We start from the raw sequence: 17842 nt of genomic DNA, 5'->3' as shown, positions 1-17842 counted from the left end.
CCCGTCTGCTGTTAGCCGATTTGTCCGAGGATTGGAAATGTCTGCTGGAACCAGATCGCCACATTGGCGACAAATCCGGTCAGAAATGCAATGCCGGTGAGAACCAGCAGTCCACCCATGACCTTTTCGACGGCGCCAAGATGGCGCCGAAAGCGCGAAAGGAAACGCATGAATGCCCCGGAGAAAAAGGCAGCGATCCAGAACGGCACCGCAAGCCCCAGCGAATAGACCGCCAACAGAAAGGCGCCGGAGCCTGCGGTATCGGAGGCTGCCGCAATCCCGAGAATGGCACCAAGAACAGGCCCGATGCAGGGTGTCCATCCGAAGGCGAAGGCCAGGCCCATCACATACGCCCCGGAAAGCGTCGCGGGCTTAGCCGACGACTGGAACCGCGCCTCGCGCGCAAGGAGCCCGATGCGGAACAGGCCGAGGAAGTTCAGCCCCATCACGATGATGATCACACCGCCGATCTTGGACAGAATGTCGATATATTGCCGCAGCAGCAGCCCCACCGCCGACGCGCCGGCTCCCAGCGCCACGAAGACGGTCGCAAAGCCCAGCGTGAAGAAGACGGAGGAGAGGATCACCGCATTGCGCGACCGTGCCGCCGCCTGCCCGCCGTTGCGGAAATCCTCGACGGAAACACCGGCCATGTAGCACAGATACGGCGGAACCAACGGCAGTACGCAAGGTGACAGAAACGACAAGGCACCCGCGACAAGCGCGCTGATGAGCGAAATACCGGCGACGGTCAGCATGAAAACTCCTTGCCCCTCACCGGTTCCGCAGCTCAGGTAAAAGGCCAAAATCCGAGGCCCATATAGACCCGGCATCCCTCACCCGCCAATCATCTTTTCGGCATCGCTGGAAAAAGCGCCAAATGGTCGCAGAATTGACGATTTTCCGGGTTGACCCGACCGTGCCTCCTGCATATGTTCCGCCCACTTTCCGGCCCGGTTCGCTTCTGCAACCGGACAGACGCGGGAGCGCGTAGCTCAGCCGGTAGAGCAACTGACTTTTAATCAGTAGGTCCAGGGTTCGAATCCCTGCGCGCTCACCACTTGAACCCCTGCCCCTATTTTTGTTGCCAGGAACGCTCCTGGCCTAGCAGAAGGCGGGTTGGCGGTTGTGGTCTGTCGCGATGAGGAAGCGTGAGCCACCGGCGCTTCTCAAGCGAACCATTTGCAACATCTTCAGATTCCGTACATAGATATTCCCGTATTCAACACATATGGCGAAGGATTTTTCATTTGTGCGATTGTTGTAACCCCGGCTTGATGAAGTTCATGCGGTCCTATCAAAGTCGGCGAAATGTTCTTGCAGGGCTTGCTGCTTCCCTTGCCGTCGCCGCTTCTCCGGCCTTGGCGCAGACCTCAAAACCTGACGGTCCACCGGAAAAACCTGAAACAATCTTTCTGGGACGCACCATCTATACGATGAACGATGCGCAGCCGCATGCCGAAGCGGTGGCAGTCAGCCATGGCAAGATCGTCGCCATTGGTCACGCGGCCGAAATTCTGGCGCTGAAGGGAGCAGACACCAAGGTCGTCGACTTCGGCGACAAGGTGGTTTTTCCGGGCTTTGTCGATCCGCACATGCATTCGTCCTTCTCAGGGCTTCGGCCCTGGCTGGACATCGGCCCGTTCAGCGTTCCAGATATGGACAGCGCAAGGCAGAAATTGCGCGATGCGGCAAGCAAGCTCAGCGGAGACCAATGGCTTCAGGCCAAGATGGTGGACCCCTCCATCATGCCCGGCGAGCCCTTTACGTTGTCCGACCTCGACAGCATCGCGCCGAATGTGCCGCTCTTCATTCTGGAATCGAATGGTCATGTCGCCTATGTGAACTCGCTGGCGCTGGCAAGGGCCAAGGTGACGAAGGATACTCCAGACCCACCGCAGGCCCGTTTCATGCGCGACGCGAGCGGCGCCCTGACGGGTCGCCTGGAAGAGGCACCGTCCTTCTATCCCTTCCTTGCGGTGATGCCGCAGCCGACCGCGGCCGATCTCGTTGGCTATTTCCGAGCAGATCTTCAGGATGCCGTGGCCAAGGGGTGCACGCTGGTGCATGATTGCGGCATCGGCGCAGCCTTCGGTGAGAAGGATCTGGCGCTCATCGATGCTGTCATGAAAACCAATCCGCCCCTGCGCTATGCCGGGTATCTCGTGTCCACGCATTACGACGCCTGGGAAAAGCTTGGCCTTCGCCCTGGCGAGCGTACGTCCCGCTTCACGCTCAACGGCATCAAGGCCTGGGCGGATGGCTCCAATCAGGCACAGACCGGCTATCAGCGCGAACCCTATCTCGGTAGCACCGGGCGCGGTGCCCTGAACTATCAGCCGAGCGAGATCGAGGCCGTGGTTCGCAAGGCTCATATGGCGGGCTGGCAGGTTGGGATTCATGCCAACGGCGATGCGGCCATCGATGTTGCCATTGACGCCTTCGCGCAAGGTACGAGTGGAGAAGGCGGCCATCAGCTACGCCATCGTATCGAGCACAGCTCGATCCTGCATGACGAGCAGATTGTTCGGATGAAGGAGCTGGGCCTCTCGCCCTCGTTCCTGATTGGACATGTCCACTTCTGGGGCCGCGCGTTTCAGGATCGGATTCTGGGCCCGGAACGGGCAAAGCGCGTCGATCCCTGCCGCTCCGCCCTCGACAAGGGCTTGCGAATTTCGCTCCACTCGGATTTCAACGTCACGCCCATCGATCCGTTGCGTTGCGTCGAGAATGCGGTCGTGCGCGATATGAAGGAAGGCGGCGGTGTGTTGGCGCCCGAGCAATGCATCACGCCCATGGAAGCACTGAGAGCCGTCACGATCGACGCGGCGTGGCAATGCCATATGGACCACGTCTGCGGTAGTCTCGAAGTTGGCAAGGCTGCGGATATGGTTGTGCTTGAAAAAGATCCGACCGTCGTTCCGGCGGAGCAAATCCATGCCATCAAGGTGATGGAAACCTGGATCGATGGTCAGGCTGGATATACCGCCTGATCAGCGCGCCGTGCGGAATGGATCCTAAAGACAAAGGGCGCCTCACCGGGCGCCCTTTTTCGATATTGCAGAGGATGCTGTCAAGCTCAGCCGACGAAGGCCCGCTCGATCACGAATTCGGCTGGCTTGTTGTTGGCCCCTTCAGTCAGCCCTGCCCGCTCCAGCAGTTCCTTCGTGTCCTTCAGCATCGCGGCCGAGCCGCAGATCATGCCGCGGTCGATGGCCGGGTCGAGTGGAGGAACGCCAAGATCGGCATAGAGCTTGCCGTTTTCCATCAGGTCGGTGATGCGGCCTTGGAACGGGTAATCCTCTCGGGTCACCGTCGCATAGTGCTTCAGCTTGTCACCGACGATCTCGGAGAGGATCTCGTCGTTCTTGATTTCCTCGACGAGGTCGAAGCCGTATTTCAGTTCGGCGACTTCGCGGCAGGTATGCGTGAGGATGACTTCCTCGAATTTCTCGTAGGTTTCCGGTTCGCGGATCAGCGAGGCAAACGGCGCGATACCCGTGCCGGTCGAGAACATGTAGAGACGCTTGCCCGGCGTCAGCGCATCGAGAACCAGCGTGCCCGTCGGTTTCTTGCGCATGAACACGGTATCGCCCGGCTGGATCTTCTGCAGTTCGGTGGTCAGCGGACCGTCCGGCGCCTTGATCGAGAAGAATTCGAGCTCCTCTGCCCAAGCCGGGCTGGCGATCGAATAAGCGCGATAAAGCGGCTTGCCCGAGACCATCAGGCCGATCATCACGAACTCGCCCGAACGGAAGCGGAAGCTCTCCGGACGCGTCATCCGGAAGCGGAACAGACGATCCGTGTAGTGATGGACGAAGGTGACGGTTTCGGCAAAGACGCCGGCCGGGATTTCAGCAGCGACATCCTGTTTCAATACGGGTGCGTTCATTCTTGATCCAATCCGGGTGGGCGTGCCGCAGACAAACTTGAGTGTGCGAGGCAAATATTACATTTCCGGCCGCTGGTGAAGCGCTGTTGTTGCTTTTAACGCGCCCTCAGGGGAATGCTTTGCCGCCATTCTCGCATTCAAGGTATATCAAATACATATTCTGTATTTGATATACATCAACGGCTGGCGGCAAGCGTGACCCCTCACGAGGCCTTGCGGCGCCAGCTATAGCCTTGGCCCGCTTCCGCCGACTTGAAGGCCGGCTGGGTGTGGAGGTCGATCCCCGGCAGGCGGTTTTCGGCAAGACGCGTCAGGGCCGTGGGGTTCTTGACGGCAAAGCTGTCGATGCCGCAGCGGATCATCAGGGGGATCTGGTCGATGAGCACATCGCCGACCGCCCTTACCTCGCCCTCATAGCCCAGGCGCTCACGCAGCAGCGAGGCATGGCTGAAGGCGCGCCCGTCGTTGAAGGCCGGGAATGCCAGCGCCACGACCGCGATGCGCTCCAGATGCGGTGCCAGTTTCGTGACGTCGTCAGCCGGCGCGATCAACACGCCGAAGCCGCCTTCATTGCTGGCCTCCATCTGTTCGAGGAATTCGCCAAGTGCGAGGATCGGCCGAGCGCCTACCGGCAGAGCCTCGCTCTCGATGGGCAGCGCCCAGGCGTCATTCTCGACAAAGCCGGTTTCTTTCCAGATTTTCGTCATGCGTCAGTTCTTTCTGATCCGGGTCTGTCTCAGGCGGCCTTGGAGGACGGCCCGTAAAGCGCGTCCTTGAACGGCTGCGGGCCAACACGGCGATAGGTGTCGATGAAGCGCTCGGAGGCGTCGTTGCGGATGGCGATATAGGTGTTGACGACAGTCTCCACCGCATCCGTCACCTTCTCCGGCTCGAAGCCGCGGCCGATGATTTCGCCGATGGAGGAATTCTCGTCGGCCGAGCCCCCCAGCGTGATCTGATAGAGTTCCGCGCCCTTCTTTTCCACGCCCAAGAGGCCGATATGGCCGACATGGTGATGGCCGCAGGCATTGATGCAGCCGGAAATCTTGATCTTCAGCTCGCCGATTTCCGCCTGACGTTCGGCCGAACCGAAGCGGGTGGAAAGCTCCTGCGCGACCGGGATCGAGCGGGCGTTCGCCAGCGCGCAATAGTCCAGACCCGGACAGGCAATGATGTCGGTGATCAGGCCGGCATTGGCCGTGCCGAGACCTGCCGGCTGCAGCGCGCGATAAAGCGGCTCCAGATCGGCAATCGCGACATGCGGGAAAATGATGTTCTGCTCATGGCTGATGCGGATTTCGTCGAAGGCGTATTCTTCGGCGAGATCGGCCACCAGATCCATCTGGCTGTCCGTCGCGTCGCCCGGAATGCCTCCGATCGGCTTCAGCGAGATGGTGACAGAGGCATAATCGGGGTTCTTGTGCGGATGCACGTTCTGCTGCACCCAGCGCGCAAAGCCCTCATCCGCCTTCTTCCAGGCGGCAAGGTTCGCCCAGCCTTCCGGCCGCTCGGGGAGCGCCGGCGGTGCGAAATAGTCGGTGATGGCGGCGATGTCCTGATCGGGGAGCTTCAGTTCGCCATCCTTCAGATGCACGAATTCGGCCTCGATCTGGCGCGTCAGTTCCTCGACGCCGGTTTCGTGGACGAGGATCTTGATGCGCGCCTTGTACTTGTTGTCGCGGCGGCCATGCAGGTTGTAAACGCGCACGATGGCGGTCGTGTAGGAAAGCAGGTCCTCTTCTGGCAGGAAGTCGCGGATCTTCTTGGCGAGAAGCGGGGTGCGCCCCTGCCCGCCGCCGACCCAGACGGCAAACCCAAGCTCGCCCTTGTCGTTCTTCTTCAGCTGCAGACCGATATCGTGAACCTGGATGGCTGCGCGATCATGTTCCGAGCCGGTGACGGCGATCTTGAACTTGCGCGGCAGGAAGGAGAATTCCGGATGCACGGAAGACCACTGGCGCAGGATTTCTGCATAGGGCCGCGGATCGGCAGCCTCGTCAGCGGCGGCCCCAGCGAAATGGTCAGCGGTGACGTTGCGAATGCAGTTGCCCGATGTCTGGATCGCATGCATCTCGACGGATGCGAGATCGGTCAGGATGTCCGGCGTGTCGGAAAGCTTCGGCCAGTTATACTGGATGTTCTGGCGCGTGGTGAAATGGCCGTAGCCGCGGTCATACTTGCGCGCGATATGGGCGAGCATCCGCATCTGCTTGGCATTCAGCGTGCCATAGGGAATGGCGACGCGCAGCATATAGGCGTGGAGCTGGAGATAGACGCCGTTCATCAGGCGCAGCGGGCGGAACGCATCCTCGGCGATCTCGCCGGACAGACGCCGCTCCACCTGGTCGCGAAACTGCGCGACGCGCGCGGACACGAAGGCGTGGTCGAATTCATCGTAACGGTACATAGGGGCTCCTCAAGCAATTCCAGGAAAAGTGCAAGGCGGTTTTCCGTCCGGAATTGCGCAAAAATCTCTTAAGCTGCGCGCGTCGGGGCGTAGGCGTTCTCGCCATAGCCGACCGTCGGGCCTTCGGCGCGGATGCGCTCGCGCAGGCGAATGGGGCGGATCGTTTCGCCGACCTCTTCCACTTCCACGAGGTTCACGTCAAGGATCTTGTTGGCGGCAAAGTCGCGCTTGCCGATCGCTTCCAGCGAGGCTTCGGCTTCCGCATGGCGGGCGACGAGCGCATCCTGCAGCGAGGTGGTCCACTCGCCACTGGCATTCAGCCAGACGGCAATGCCGTCGCCGAGGCGGTTGGCGGTGAGAACCTTGTAGATCATGTCAAACTCCCATGGAGACAGGCGACCGCTTGGCTGCAAGGCTGAGCGGCGTGGATTTCTCGAAGTTGGCTCCGGCGACGGCCTCGCCGATGACGACCATGACCGGCCCGGTCAGTTCGTCGAAATGCTGCAGGCTCGGCAGGTCAGCAATCGTGCCGTGGAAGAGCCGTGCCTCGCGGCGGCTGGCATTCTCGATGACGGCCACCGTCGTCTCGCGCGGCATGCCGCCAGCAATCAGGCGCTCGGCCACCGAGGCCGCGACCGTGCGCCCCATATAGACGGCAATGGTGGCGCCGGAAACGGCCAGACGCGCCCAGTCGGGCAGAACGTCACCCGTCATGTCATGGCCGGTGGTGAAGACGAGCGACGAGGCAACGCCGCGCAGCGTCAGCGGCAGTTCGAAATCGGCGGCGGCGGCAAAGGCGGACGTGATGCCCGGCACGATCTCATAGGTCACGCCGGCCTCGCGCAGCGCTGCCATCTCTTCAGCAGCACGGCCGAAGATCAACGGATCGCCGGATTTCAGGCGGACGACACGTTTACCTGACTTGCCAAGTTCCACCAACAGATCGTTGATTTCGTTCTGAGACTTGGAGTGGCAGCCCTTGCGCTTGCCGACGGGGATGCGCTCGGCATCGCGACGGCCCATATCGACGACGGCCTGCGGAACCAGCGCATCGTGGACGATCGCATCCGCTTCCATCATGACGCGCTGGGCGCGGAGTGTCAGAAGATCTTCGGCGCCGGGGCCGGCGCCCACAAGCCACACGTGACCGGGCAAACCGGCCGAGGCGCTCAGGAGACGATCCGCCTCGGCCGTGGCGAGAGTTGCGTTGCCATTCGCCATGGCATCAGCAACCGCGCCGGAAAAGAACCGGCGCCAGAACACGCGACGTGAAACGCCCTTCGGGATCTTTTGTTCCACGCGCTCGCGATAATTTATCGCGAGGCGTGCAAGGCGGCCGAGAGAGGGCGAGAGCATCTGATCAACCGCAGCGCGGACCATCTGCGCCAGAACCGGCCCCGCCCCCTCAGTGCCAATCGCCACAGCCAGCGGCGCGCGGTTGACGAGCGCGGGCGTGAAGAAGTCGCAATAGTCGGGCTGGTCAACGGCATTGGCTGGAATCTTGAGCGCGCGGGCGCGATCGACAATGCCACGATCCTCGGTCTCGTTGCCTGTTGCCGCAAAGACAAGAACGGCCTTACGCATCATGGCATCCGCTTCAGCCGGAGAAATCTGGCGCAGCGAATGCGAAGCAATGAAATCCGCGAAGCTCTTTTCAGGCGCATCCGCAGCGACCACGATCTCGACCTGCGTATTGGCGAGCAGCCGCGCCTTGGCATAGGCCTCGTCGCCCTCGCCATAGACGAGCGCCACCTTCCCCGCCACGCGGAAGAAGGCCGGAAACACCGAAAGCTGGTCGTCTTTTGCAGTCATCGCATACGCCTGTGTGAAGTCTGGTAGAATTTTCTCTTTTCGAGGCGAAAACCGGAAGGAACAGAAATGCGGATGCGGCACAAGGAGGATATTTCTTTGCCCCGAACAAAAGCTTTCTGAGCAAATCCGCCCGGTTGCCGCTTGCTGCGATTTACAGAGCCGACATGGCTCAATAACGTCGAGTCACTTCAAAACCGTGAAAGGATCGCTTGATGGATTACGCGCCCGAGGTCATAGCCGCCCGCCTGCTGGATGTCATGGAGAAGGACGTATTGCCTCTGACCCACAAGGGCGTGAATAGCGGAGCCAAGGTTTTCGGCGCGGCGATCCTGAAGAAGTCCGATCTGTCGCTGGTCATTGCCGGCACGAACAACGAGATCGAGAACCCGCTCTGGCATGGCGAAGTCCACACGCTGAAACAGTTCTACGAACGCCCAGGCGAGAAGAACACGAAGGACCTCATCTTCTTCTCCACCCACGAACCCTGCACCATGTGCATGTCGGCGATCACCTGGGCCGGTTTCGACAACTATTATTATTTCTACAGCCACGAGGACAGCCGCGACGCCTTCGCCATTCCGCATGACCTCAAGATCATGAAGGAACTCTACGGCCTCGACGCCGGCGGCTACCATCGCCAGAACGCATTCTGGAAGAGTTTCTATCTCGGCGATCTCGTCGCCGCTTCGCCGGATGCCCCGCGCGCAGCGCTTGAGGACCAGACCGCCCGCATCAAGACGGAATATGACCGGCTGTCGAACGTCTACCAATCCAGCAAGTCCGCCAACGCCATTCCGCTGAACTGATGCCCCTGATCGCCCCTTGACTGGAAAATCCATGGAACCCTCGCGCGATATCTCCCGCCTCCTCGAAATCATGGCGGCGCTCCGCACCCCCGTGACCGGCTGCCCTTGGGACCTCGAACAGAATTTCGAGACCATCAAGCCCTATACGATCGAAGAGGCCTATGAAGTCGCCGACGCCATCGAGCGCAAGGACATGGGCGACTTGTGCGAGGAACTCGGCGACCTCCTGTTACAGGTCATCTTCCACGCGCAAATGGCTGAAGAAAAAGGACTTTTCTCCTTCGGCGATGTGGTGGAGGCCATCACCCGCAAGATGATCCGCCGTCATCCGCATGTCTTTGCCGTCTCCGACGCCGGCACGCCCGGCGCGGTGAAGGCGCAGTGGGACGAAATCAAGACGCAAGAGAAGCGCGAGCGTGCCGAGCGCCGCGCCAAGGCCGGCTATGTCGAGCCGAGCAGCGGCCTCCTCGGCTCCGTCCAGCGTTCCTTCCCGGCGCTGACCGAGGCGCTGAAGATCCAGGAAAAGGCCGCCAAGGTCGGATTCGACTGGAAGGAAGCCGCGCCAATCATCGACAAGATCGAGGAGGAAATCGGCGAACTCCGCGAGGCTCTGGCGGAAGGAAACAGCCAAGCCGTCGCCGACGAACTCGGCGATTTGATCTTCGCGACCGTCAACATCGGCCGCCATGTGGGCGCCGACCCGGAGATGGCGCTGCGCGGGACAAACACGAAGTTCCGAAAGCGCTTCAGATATATAGAGACGTCTCTCGAAGCAACAGGCGAGGATATTGGAGGGGCCTCGCTGGAGCGGATGGAGGAGTTGTGGGTGGAGGCGAAGGGATCCGAGCGGCGGGGCTAGATTTCATCCAGTTCGATATTCCGGCCTCTATGGAAGATGCGCAGGATCGTGACTTGGCCACGGCCGACCCGAAACACGATCGTCGCCTGCCGATTGAATCCGACTGCCCGCATATTGTGTTTCGTACCCACAACAGTGCCGCGATTTGGGAAAAGTGAGAAGCCAAGGCAATAGTCGATGATTTCATCGACATAAGTGTGAGCAATCTGCCTGCCGGCTCTCGGCACCAAGTAGCTGACAATCTCGGCTATATCCGCCTTCGCCCTGTCTGAGATGACGACGACGAATTCAGCCATTTTCGTTCAGCGAATTTTGTCGTCTAGGTGGTCGATATAGGCGTGAAGTTGCCGTCTGGCCTCTTCCAACGGGATCAGCAGCGAGGGATCGGCGTCGATGGCTTCTAGCATCGGCACCATTTCGGTCTCGATCCATCGATCGATCTCCGCCTGATGCGGCCCGTCATCGAGAACCAGCGATAGAAGCCCGTCGACCACGACGTCACTCTCGCTTTGATATTCGCCTGAGCGCACTTTCTCGGCAATCATATCTGCCATCTCTTCCGGCAATTCGATTGTGAGCGCGCGTGTTCTGGACATGGATGAAACTCCTGTTCAAACCGAAAATAGCACAGGGGCCAGTACTATCAAAGCGCGCTGCAAGACGGCAGCAATCCTACGCTCATCCTTCTTCGACTTCACCGTCCCCGCACCGGTAAGAGGTGATCTCAGAGCTTCTTTTGCTCCAAAGCGGTGAAGCGCAGTGCTCGGCCGTCACTGGCAACCAGCGCGTCCATCTGGCTTTCGAGCGCGTCGCGGTCGTCAACCCCGCACAGCAAGCGTCCGGCCAGCCGGTCGAAACGCCCAGCCGCAATGTCTGCGATGAGAAGCGCCGCACGCGTCGGCTCCACGTTGATACCGTCCTCAAAGAGTTGCTGAATGCCGGGGAGGAAGCGCTTGCCCGCCTCCGATGTCAGCTGCATTTCCGTCATTGCCGTGCGCACGAGCCCTGGATCGACCGCGAAGGCGCGCACGTTACTGTCGACGGTCGTGTCATTGAGACATTCCGTCATCCGCATGATGGCTGCCTTGCTCGACGCGTAGCCCGAACCGTGCGGAAAGCTGTTGCCGGTTCCGCCACCGACGAGGTTGACGATCCGCCCCTTGCCGCGGGACAACATGACCGGCGATGCCGCGCGGCATGTGTGGAAGCTGCCCCGGAGATTGATTTCCACATCCTTCCACCAGGTTTCCGGGTCACATTCCCAGATCGGGCCGAAGGCCTGGAAGGAGCCATGGTTGTTCACGAGAAGATCGACCGGACCCAGTTGGTCGGCGATTGTCGCAAAGACATTTTCGACAGCGGCGTAATCTGAAACATCGGCTGTCAGCGCAATGGCCCGCCCACCTTCGGCCTCGATCATGGAGACGGTTTCGTCGATCTCCCTGGCCGTCCGCGAGATGACGGCGACCTTTGCCCCCTCGCGCGCCTGCTGAAGGGCGATCTCCCGGCCAATGCCTCTGCCGCCACCCGTGACGACCGCTACCGTATCCGCAAGACGCGCCATTTTGCTCTCCTCCATCGCAAAAGATTTATCTCCGACAAAGGAATGTAACGGGCGGCGCGGGGCGATCAACCTAGTGTTCGTCGCTGAGGCGTCCTACCACTCATCCTTCTTGGACTTCACCGTCCCGAGCTTCCGCTCCAGTTCCGCCGCCCCCGCTTCCGAAATCCGGATGTCGAGGCTGACCGAGCCATCTTCCTGGTCGTGCCGCTCATCCACAATGGCGTTGGCATAGAGCCATGGCAGCAGCGAGAGGTTCGCCGGCGAAATGTCGATGGTGGTCATCGTCATCACGCCGGAGATGCGGCGGCTGACTTCCTCCAGCAGGGCGTCGACGCCCTCGCCGGTCACCGCGGAGATGGCGCGGACATTGGGCATCGCGGCGGCCTTGTCGGCAATGGCCTCGTGCGCCTCCGGCTCCAGCCGGTCGATCTTGTTCCAGACTTCGAGAATGCGGTCTTCCGCCTCCTGCCCCTCGATGCCGAGATCGGTCAGGATGCGCATGACGTCGCCCGCCTGCGCCGCATTGTCCGGATCGGACATGTCGCGCACATGCAGGATGAGATCGGCTTCCAGCACCTCTTCCAGCGTCGCACGGAAGGCGGCGACGAGGTGGGTCGGCAGGTCGGAGATGAAACCCACCGTGTCGGAGAGGATCACGGTGCGGCCCTGCGGCAGCTTCATACGGCGCAGCGTCGGATCGAGCGTCGCAAACAGCATGTCTTCGGCGAGAACGCCAGCACCGGTGATCCGGTTGAACAGCGTCGACTTGCCGGCGTTCGTATAGCCGACCAGCGCCACAATCGGATGCGGCACCTTCTTGCGTTTGGCGCGGTGCAGCTGGCGGGTGCGGCGCACCTGTTCCAGTTCGCGCTCCAGCTTGACGATCTTGTCCTGCAGGATGCGGCGGTCGGCTTCGATCTGGGTTTCGCCCGGACCGCCCATGAAGCCGGCGCCCCCGCGCTGACGTTCAAGGTGGGTCCAGCTGCGGACCAGACGGCCCTTCTGATAGTTGAGATGCGCCAGCTCGACCTGCAGCGTGCCTTCCTTGGTGGAGGCGCGGCGGCCGAAGATTTCGAGGATGAGGCCTGTACGGTCGATGACCTTGGCCTTCCATTCGCGTTCCAGATTGCGCTGCTGAACCGGCGTCAGCGGATGATCGACGATGATCAGGCCGGCGTTCTCAGCCTTCGCCATTTCGCCGATTTCTTCCACCTTGCCGGTGCCCATGAGTGTCGCCGGGCGCGGCTGCGAGACGCTGACGATTACGCCGCCGGCGATCTCGAGATCAATGGCGCGGGCAAGGCCGATGGCCTCTTCAAGCTTGGCTTCGTTGCTGCGGGGTGCTGTCGTTGCCGTCTCGCCCTTCGGCTGCGGCTGTTTCAGCACCGGCACGACGACAAGCGCACACATGTCGTCACGCGGAACATCGTGTTCCGCGCCGGCAGCGTCGGTCGTGTCAAATTCGTCTGTAATGGCTTTTATCCGTCAGCCCGCGTCTTCACCTTCGAACATCTGCACGGGCTGCCCGGGCATGATAGTCGAGATCGCGTGCTTGTAAACCAGCTGGGAATGACCATCCCTGCGCAGAAGGACGCAGAAATTGTCGAATGACGTGACCACGCCGGTGAGTTTCACGCCGTTGATCAGGAAGATCGTCAGCGAAATCTTCTGCTTTCTGACGGTATTGAGAAACAGGTCCTGGAGGTTCTGAGAACGTTCCGCCATATGCGCCGCTACTTTCTTATGTGCCGGCGTTCAGGACGCCGCTTGGAATGAAATGATTGTCCCCGCAAACCCTCACTTTTGCGGCAATAGAAGACTCGTATCAAATCAATGTCTTTTCCGCAATGTCGAAAAAGGCTTCTCTGATCTGCTTTGATACAAGCCCGGGATGGCCGTTGCCGATCGTCTTTCCGTTGATGGAAACGACGGGAAAACAGATACTTGTGGCAGCGGTGATGAAGACCTCGCGCGCGTTCAGCATGTCTTCGACCGTGAACTGCTCCTCGCGAATTTCAATTCCTTCGCGAGCGGCCACATCCAGGAGAGTCGTGCGCGTGATCCCGCGCAGAATTCCGTGCTCCGCCGGTCTCGTCCGCAGGACGCCATCCTGACCGACCATCCAGACATTGGTCGCAGCACCCTCGGTTACATGGCCTGCTGCATCGACATAGATCGCCTCCTGCGCGCCCGCTTCCCTGGCCGCCTGCCGCGCCATGGCGTTGGGCAGAAGACCGACAGTCTTGATGTCCACGCGATCCCAGCGATTGTCCGGCAGCGTGATGGCGCGGATGCCATCGGCGTTCTTCTTGTCGATTGCATTGCGGTCGGTGTTCTTCGCCGTAATCACAATGGAGGGCTTGATCGCCTGCACCGGGTAAGCGTGGTCGCGCTTGGCCACGCCGCGGGTCACCTGCATGTAGAACATGCCGTTGGTCACGCCGTTCCTGCGCAGAACCTGCCGGATGACCAGCGTAAGAGCCTGGCGGGTCATCGGCCAGTCGATAGACAATTCCGATAGAGAGCGTCCGAGGCGGTCCAGATGCCGCGTCAGATCCACGATCATGCCGTGGCGAACCTCGCAGACCTCGTAGACCCCATCGGCAAACTGGTAGCCACGATCCTCGATATGAACGGCGGCGTCGGCGTGCTGGACATAGCGGCCGTTGACATAGGCAATTCTGGACATTCGAATTTTCCGCAGAGATGAAAAGATAAGGCCGCTTTGCTTCAAACGCCCAGAGACTTGAGTTTACGGTGCAGCGCCGACCGCTCCATGCCGACAAACTCCGCCGTGCGCGAGATATTGCCGCCGAAGCGGTTGATCTGCGCCATCAGATAGTCGCGCTCGAAAAGCTCGCGCGCTTCCCGCAGAGGAAGCGTCATGATGTGCTGGTCGCCCTGCGCCGAAATCTTCGGCATCATGTCCACCACATCCGGCGGAAGATGATCGGCAGTGATCGTCGTGTCGCCGGTGTCCGGACGCGTCAGGATCAGCACACGCTCGATCACGTTGCGCAGCTGGCGGATGTTCCCCGGCCAGTCATGCGCCTGCAGCACGGCGAGCGCGTCGTCTGCCACGCGCCGCGCCTTCATGCCGGCCTGTTCGCTGATCTGGCGCATGAAGAGATCGACGAGGAAGGGAATGTCCTCGCGCCGCTCGGCCAGCGCCGGCACCTTGATCGGCACGACGGCCAGACGATGATACAGATCCTCGCGGAAACGCCCCTCGCCGATCAGGCTTTCCAGATTATAGGCGGTCGAGGAGATGATCCGCACATCGACCTTGACCCGCTTCGAACCGCCGACGCGCTCGAACTGCTGGTCGACAAGGACACGCAGGATCTTGTTCTGGGTCTCGCGCGGCATTTCACCGACTTCATCGAGATAGAGCGTACCGCGATGCGCCTCTTCGAGAGCGCCGGTGCGACGCGGCTGGCCCGGCTGACCTTCGGTGCCAAAAAGCGCCATTTCCATGCGCTCGGGCGTGATCGTTGCCGCATTCAAGGCCACGAAGGGTCCGTCGGACCGCGACGACTTCTTGTGGATCATCCGCGCCACGAGTTCCTTGCCGGAGCCGGAAGGCCCGAGGATCATGATGCGGCTGTTGGTGGGCGCGATCTTCTCGATCGTCTGGCGAAGCTGCGAGACCGCGACCGAGGTGCCGATCAGCTCGACCGGATCGCCGGAGCGCTTCTTCAACTCGCTGACTTCCTTGCGAAGCTGGGAATTCTCCAGCGCGCGTTCGGCAACGAGAATGAGGCGGTCGGCCTTGAACGGTTTTTCAATGAAGTCATAGGCGCCGCGATGGATGGCCGAAACCGCCGTCTCGATATTGCCATGCCCCGAAATCATCACGACCGGAATGTCGGGATGACGGGCCTTGATCTCGTCGAGCAGCGCCAGACCGTCCAGCTTGCTGCCCTGCATCCAGATGTCGAGGAAGATCAGCCGCGGCACACGATCGCTGATGGCCGCCAGCGCGCTGTCGCTGTCATGCGCGGTCCGCGTTTCGTGCCCCTCGTCGGAAAGGATACCGGATACGACCTCGCGAATGTCCTGTTCGTCGTCTACGATGAGAATATCAGACGCCATTGACTGCTTCCTTCATTTCCATGTCGGTCTGGGCCGAGGCTTCCGTCCGGGGCAGATACACCCGGATCATCGCGCCGCGCCCCTGATCGAAATCTTCCGGCGCATCGTGCAATTCCAGCTCGCCGCCATGTTCTTCGATAATCTTCTTGACGATGGCGAGGCCAAGGCCGGTGCCCTTCTCGCGCATCGTGATATAGGGCTCGAGAATGCTGTTGCGGTTCTCTGTCGGCAGGCCTTTGCCGTTGTCGATGATGTCGACCACATAGCGTTCGCCGGAGGCGTCCTCGCGGGCGCGCACCATGACGCGGTTTTCCGTCCGCGCCGCTTCGGCAGGCACGGCCTCGATGGCTTCAACCGCGTTCTTCACCAGATTGCCGAAGGCCTGGCCCAGCATCCGCGAATCGAAGACGCCATCGAGCGCGTGATCGCCGAGATCCTTCTCGAAATGCACATGCGTGTTGCCCATCTCGCGCAGGAACACGGCATCTTTCAGAATATCGCGCAGATCACAGGCCGCCTTGGTCGGCTTTGGCATGCGGGCGAAAGAGGAAAACTCGTCCACCATGCGCCCGATATCGCCGACTTGCCGGACAATCGTGTCCGTGCACTGGTCGAACACCTCGCGGTCTTCCTGATTGATCTGCTTGCCATAGCGGCGGCGGATGCGTTCCGCAGACAGCTGGATCGGCGTCAGCGGGTTCTTGATCTCATGCGCGATACGCCGCGCCACATCCGCCCACGCGGTCGAACGCTGCGCGATCACCAGATCCGTGATGTCGTCGATCGTGAGCACCCAGGCGCTTTTTGCGTCGTCGGACTCTTCGCGCGTCACCTGGACGTTGAGCGTCCGTTCGCGCCCATTGATGCGCAGGTTGATCTGCCGGCGATAGCTCGGACGTCCGCGCGCCACCGCCTCGGCAAAGACCTCGTCAACTTCAGGGGAAAGCTCGCCGAGCGTGTGGCCGACGATCTCGCCGGCATCGCGTCCGACGAAACTTTCAGTCGAGGGATTGGCCACAGTGATCCGCCCATCCTCTTCAACGCCGATCACGCCGGCATTCACACCGGACAGCACGGCTTCGATGAAGCGGCGCCGATCATCCACTTCGTCCTTCGCGGCCAGAACCTCGTCGCGCTGCGAGCGAATTTCGGCAATCATCTTGTTGAACGTGCGCGACAGGTTGCCCACATCGCCATCGGCGGCGCGCACGGGCACGATCACGTTCATGTTGCCGGTCGCCACGCTGTCGGCCGCACTGATCAGGAGTCGGATCGGACGCACCAGACGGTCGGCAATGGCGATTGCGGTCCAGATCGCGGCCAGCAGCACGATCAGCGCGAAGCCCAGATAGAGAATGCCGAAGGCGACCTGAAGCGATGTCCGCCCTGCCTCCATGGCGCGGTATTCCTGGGTATTTTCCTCCATCAGCCGGAGCGCCGACATGACGTTGGGGTCGACGGCGCGGATCGTATAGAGATAGGCGCCGGGAATCTCATCGAGCTTGATCACCGCGCCGACGAGATTGGTCACGCCCGGCGGGATCAACGTTGGCTGACCGGCGACAGAGCTTTCCAATGCGTCCTTCGGGATCGCGGGAAGCGGCTTTTCCGTCTCGATTTCCGCCTGCAGGATCACGCTGCCATCGGGGCGCACCAGAAATGCGCCAAGCATGCCACGCCCACGCGCCTGCCGGGTCACCAGTTCGGTGAAGCCGGTCCTGTCAAGACTGTAAAGCGCTCGGTTGCGATCGAGATCATTGGCCATCGAGGCGGTCTGGCCCTGCAGATAGCTGGCATTTTCCAGCACATAGGCCTGCGCCACATTGATCGATGAATTGACGATGGACTGGGTCCGGATCGAGAACCAGCGATCAAGGCCCGCCTGCAGCGTAAACGAAGCAAAGATGGCGACCAGTACCGCCGGCAGGATGGCGACAACGGAAAAGAGCGACACGATGCGGACATGCAGCCGCGCTGCCGCGCGCCCGCGCCGCCTTGCCTTGATCAGTCGCAGCACTTCGCGGCCGATGAGATACATGAGGCCAAAAACGAACAGGCCGTTGATGACCGCGGATGCGATGACGACATCCGTCTCCGGCGCAATCGGCGTGAGCCCCAGGAGAACGAAAAGGGTGATGACCGAAGAGGTCAGCGCTCCACCTGCCAGAATGAGACCCGGCAATGCGAAATAGGCGCGCCGGTCCTGCGCGCCAAGGCCGGTCGCGCTGTCGTCTTCCGATGCAGCGTTGCTGCTTGCCATCAAAACAATCTCCAGGTCCATCCACGCTTTGGTTTGACGGACATGCTGCTCATGTTGCGATCCGGTGACGCGCAGCAGCGAGTCACGCAGAAAGCCGTGACTTTCAAGCAACATATTGTGGCGAAATTGCAACGCCTGGCAAGGTCT

17 protein-coding genes and 1 tRNA gene are annotated in these 17842 nt (G+C 61.0%); 4 read left to right on the top strand and 14 right to left on the bottom strand.

What is annotated here, in order from left to right:
- Positions 1–11 precede the first annotated feature (11 nt).
- Positions 12–755 carry a cytochrome c biogenesis CcdA family protein gene (locus LQK83_RS04215; RefSeq protein WP_230836298.1) on the bottom strand — a complete coding sequence of 248 codons (744 nt, stop codon included), beginning with the start codon at positions 753–755 and terminating at the stop codon, positions 12–14.
- A 229-nt stretch (positions 756–984) separates the two neighbouring features.
- Between LQK83_RS04215 and LQK83_RS04210 the strand changes: the two genes are divergently transcribed.
- Positions 985–1060 (top strand) — tRNA-Lys (locus tag LQK83_RS04210).
- A gap of 376 nt (positions 1061–1436) precedes the next feature.
- On the top strand, positions 1437–2993 hold the full coding sequence (locus LQK83_RS04205) for an amidohydrolase (RefSeq protein WP_442966694.1): 1557 nt from the start codon (positions 1437–1439) through the stop codon (positions 2991–2993).
- An 86-nt stretch (positions 2994–3079) separates the two neighbouring features.
- Here the strand turns inward: LQK83_RS04205 and LQK83_RS04200 are convergent, their stop codons facing one another.
- From LQK83_RS04200 to cysG, 5 genes are all read right to left on the bottom strand, one after another.
- Positions 3080–3892, bottom strand: a complete 813-nt coding sequence (locus tag LQK83_RS04200) for a ferredoxin--NADP reductase (RefSeq protein WP_230836006.1) — start codon at positions 3890–3892, stop codon at positions 3080–3082.
- Positions 3893–4095: 203 nt separating this feature from the next.
- Complete coding sequence (locus LQK83_RS04195; protein ID WP_230836005.1) at positions 4096–4599, bottom strand: DUF934 domain-containing protein; 504 nt, start codon at positions 4597–4599, stop codon at positions 4096–4098.
- Positions 4600–4628: 29 nt separating this feature from the next.
- Entirely contained in the window at positions 4629–6299 is a 1671-nt protein-coding gene (locus tag LQK83_RS04190; protein WP_230836004.1) for a nitrite/sulfite reductase, read from the bottom strand.
- 68 nt (positions 6300–6367) lie between these two features.
- On the bottom strand, positions 6368–6673 hold the full coding sequence (locus LQK83_RS04185) for a DUF2849 domain-containing protein (RefSeq protein WP_230836003.1): 306 nt from the start codon (positions 6671–6673) through the stop codon (positions 6368–6370).
- A 1-nt stretch (position 6674) separates the two neighbouring features.
- A complete protein-coding gene (gene cysG / locus LQK83_RS04180; RefSeq protein ID WP_230836002.1) occupies positions 6675–8111 on the bottom strand; it encodes a siroheme synthase CysG in 1437 nt (478 codons plus the stop codon).
- A gap of 212 nt (positions 8112–8323) precedes the next feature.
- On the opposite strand from cysG, the gene LQK83_RS04175 reads away from it, so the two are divergent.
- Together LQK83_RS04175 and mazG are read left to right on the top strand one after the other, a co-directional pair.
- A complete protein-coding gene (locus tag LQK83_RS04175) occupies positions 8324–8917 on the top strand; it encodes a nucleoside deaminase (RefSeq protein ID WP_230836001.1) in 594 nt (197 codons plus the stop codon).
- 31 nt (positions 8918–8948) lie between these two features.
- Positions 8949–9776 carry a nucleoside triphosphate pyrophosphohydrolase gene (gene mazG / locus LQK83_RS04170; protein WP_230836000.1) on the top strand — a complete coding sequence of 276 codons (828 nt, stop codon included), beginning with the start codon at positions 8949–8951 and terminating at the stop codon, positions 9774–9776.
- Here mazG and LQK83_RS04165 read toward each other — a convergent pair.
- From LQK83_RS04165 to LQK83_RS04130, 8 genes are all read right to left on the bottom strand, one after another.
- Positions 9773–10072, bottom strand: a complete 300-nt coding sequence (locus LQK83_RS04165; protein ID WP_230835999.1) for a type II toxin-antitoxin system RelE/ParE family toxin — start codon at positions 10070–10072, stop codon at positions 9773–9775. The two genes, mazG and LQK83_RS04165, sit on opposite strands and share 4 nt — an antisense overlap.
- Positions 10073–10078: 6 nt before the next feature.
- Positions 10079–10372 (bottom strand): ribbon-helix-helix domain-containing protein, encoded by a 294-nt coding sequence (locus tag LQK83_RS04160; RefSeq protein ID WP_230835998.1) that lies wholly within the window; start codon positions 10370–10372, stop codon positions 10079–10081.
- 128 nt (positions 10373–10500) lie between these two features.
- Positions 10501–11340 carry an SDR family NAD(P)-dependent oxidoreductase gene (locus LQK83_RS04155; RefSeq protein WP_230835997.1) on the bottom strand — a complete coding sequence of 280 codons (840 nt, stop codon included), beginning with the start codon at positions 11338–11340 and terminating at the stop codon, positions 10501–10503.
- Positions 11341–11433: 93 nt separating this feature from the next.
- Positions 11434–12750 (bottom strand): GTPase HflX, encoded by a 1317-nt coding sequence (gene hflX / locus LQK83_RS04150; RefSeq protein WP_230835996.1) that lies wholly within the window; start codon positions 12748–12750, stop codon positions 11434–11436.
- 75 nt (positions 12751–12825) lie between these two features.
- On the bottom strand, positions 12826–13065 hold the full coding sequence (gene hfq / locus LQK83_RS04145; RefSeq protein ID WP_109857631.1) for an RNA chaperone Hfq: 240 nt from the start codon (positions 13063–13065) through the stop codon (positions 12826–12828).
- A 100-nt stretch (positions 13066–13165) separates the two neighbouring features.
- A complete protein-coding gene (locus LQK83_RS04140; RefSeq protein WP_230835995.1) occupies positions 13166–14029 on the bottom strand; it encodes a D-amino-acid transaminase in 864 nt (287 codons plus the stop codon).
- Positions 14030–14070: 41 nt separating this feature from the next.
- A complete protein-coding gene (gene ntrX, locus LQK83_RS04135; RefSeq protein WP_230835994.1) occupies positions 14071–15435 on the bottom strand; it encodes a nitrogen assimilation response regulator NtrX in 1365 nt (454 codons plus the stop codon).
- Positions 15425–17695 (bottom strand): sensor histidine kinase NtrY-like, encoded by a 2271-nt coding sequence (locus tag LQK83_RS04130; protein WP_230835993.1) that lies wholly within the window; start codon positions 17693–17695, stop codon positions 15425–15427. The genes ntrX and LQK83_RS04130 overlap by 11 nt, the downstream gene beginning before the upstream one ends.
- Positions 17696–17842 lie beyond the last annotated feature (147 nt).

The organism is Rhizobium sp. C1, assembly GCF_021026335.1.
Lineage (GTDB): Bacteria > Pseudomonadota > Alphaproteobacteria > Rhizobiales > Rhizobiaceae > Ensifer_A.
The sequence above is the reverse complement of the archived record's forward strand: the minus strand, read 5'-3'. Positions and strand labels throughout refer to the sequence as shown.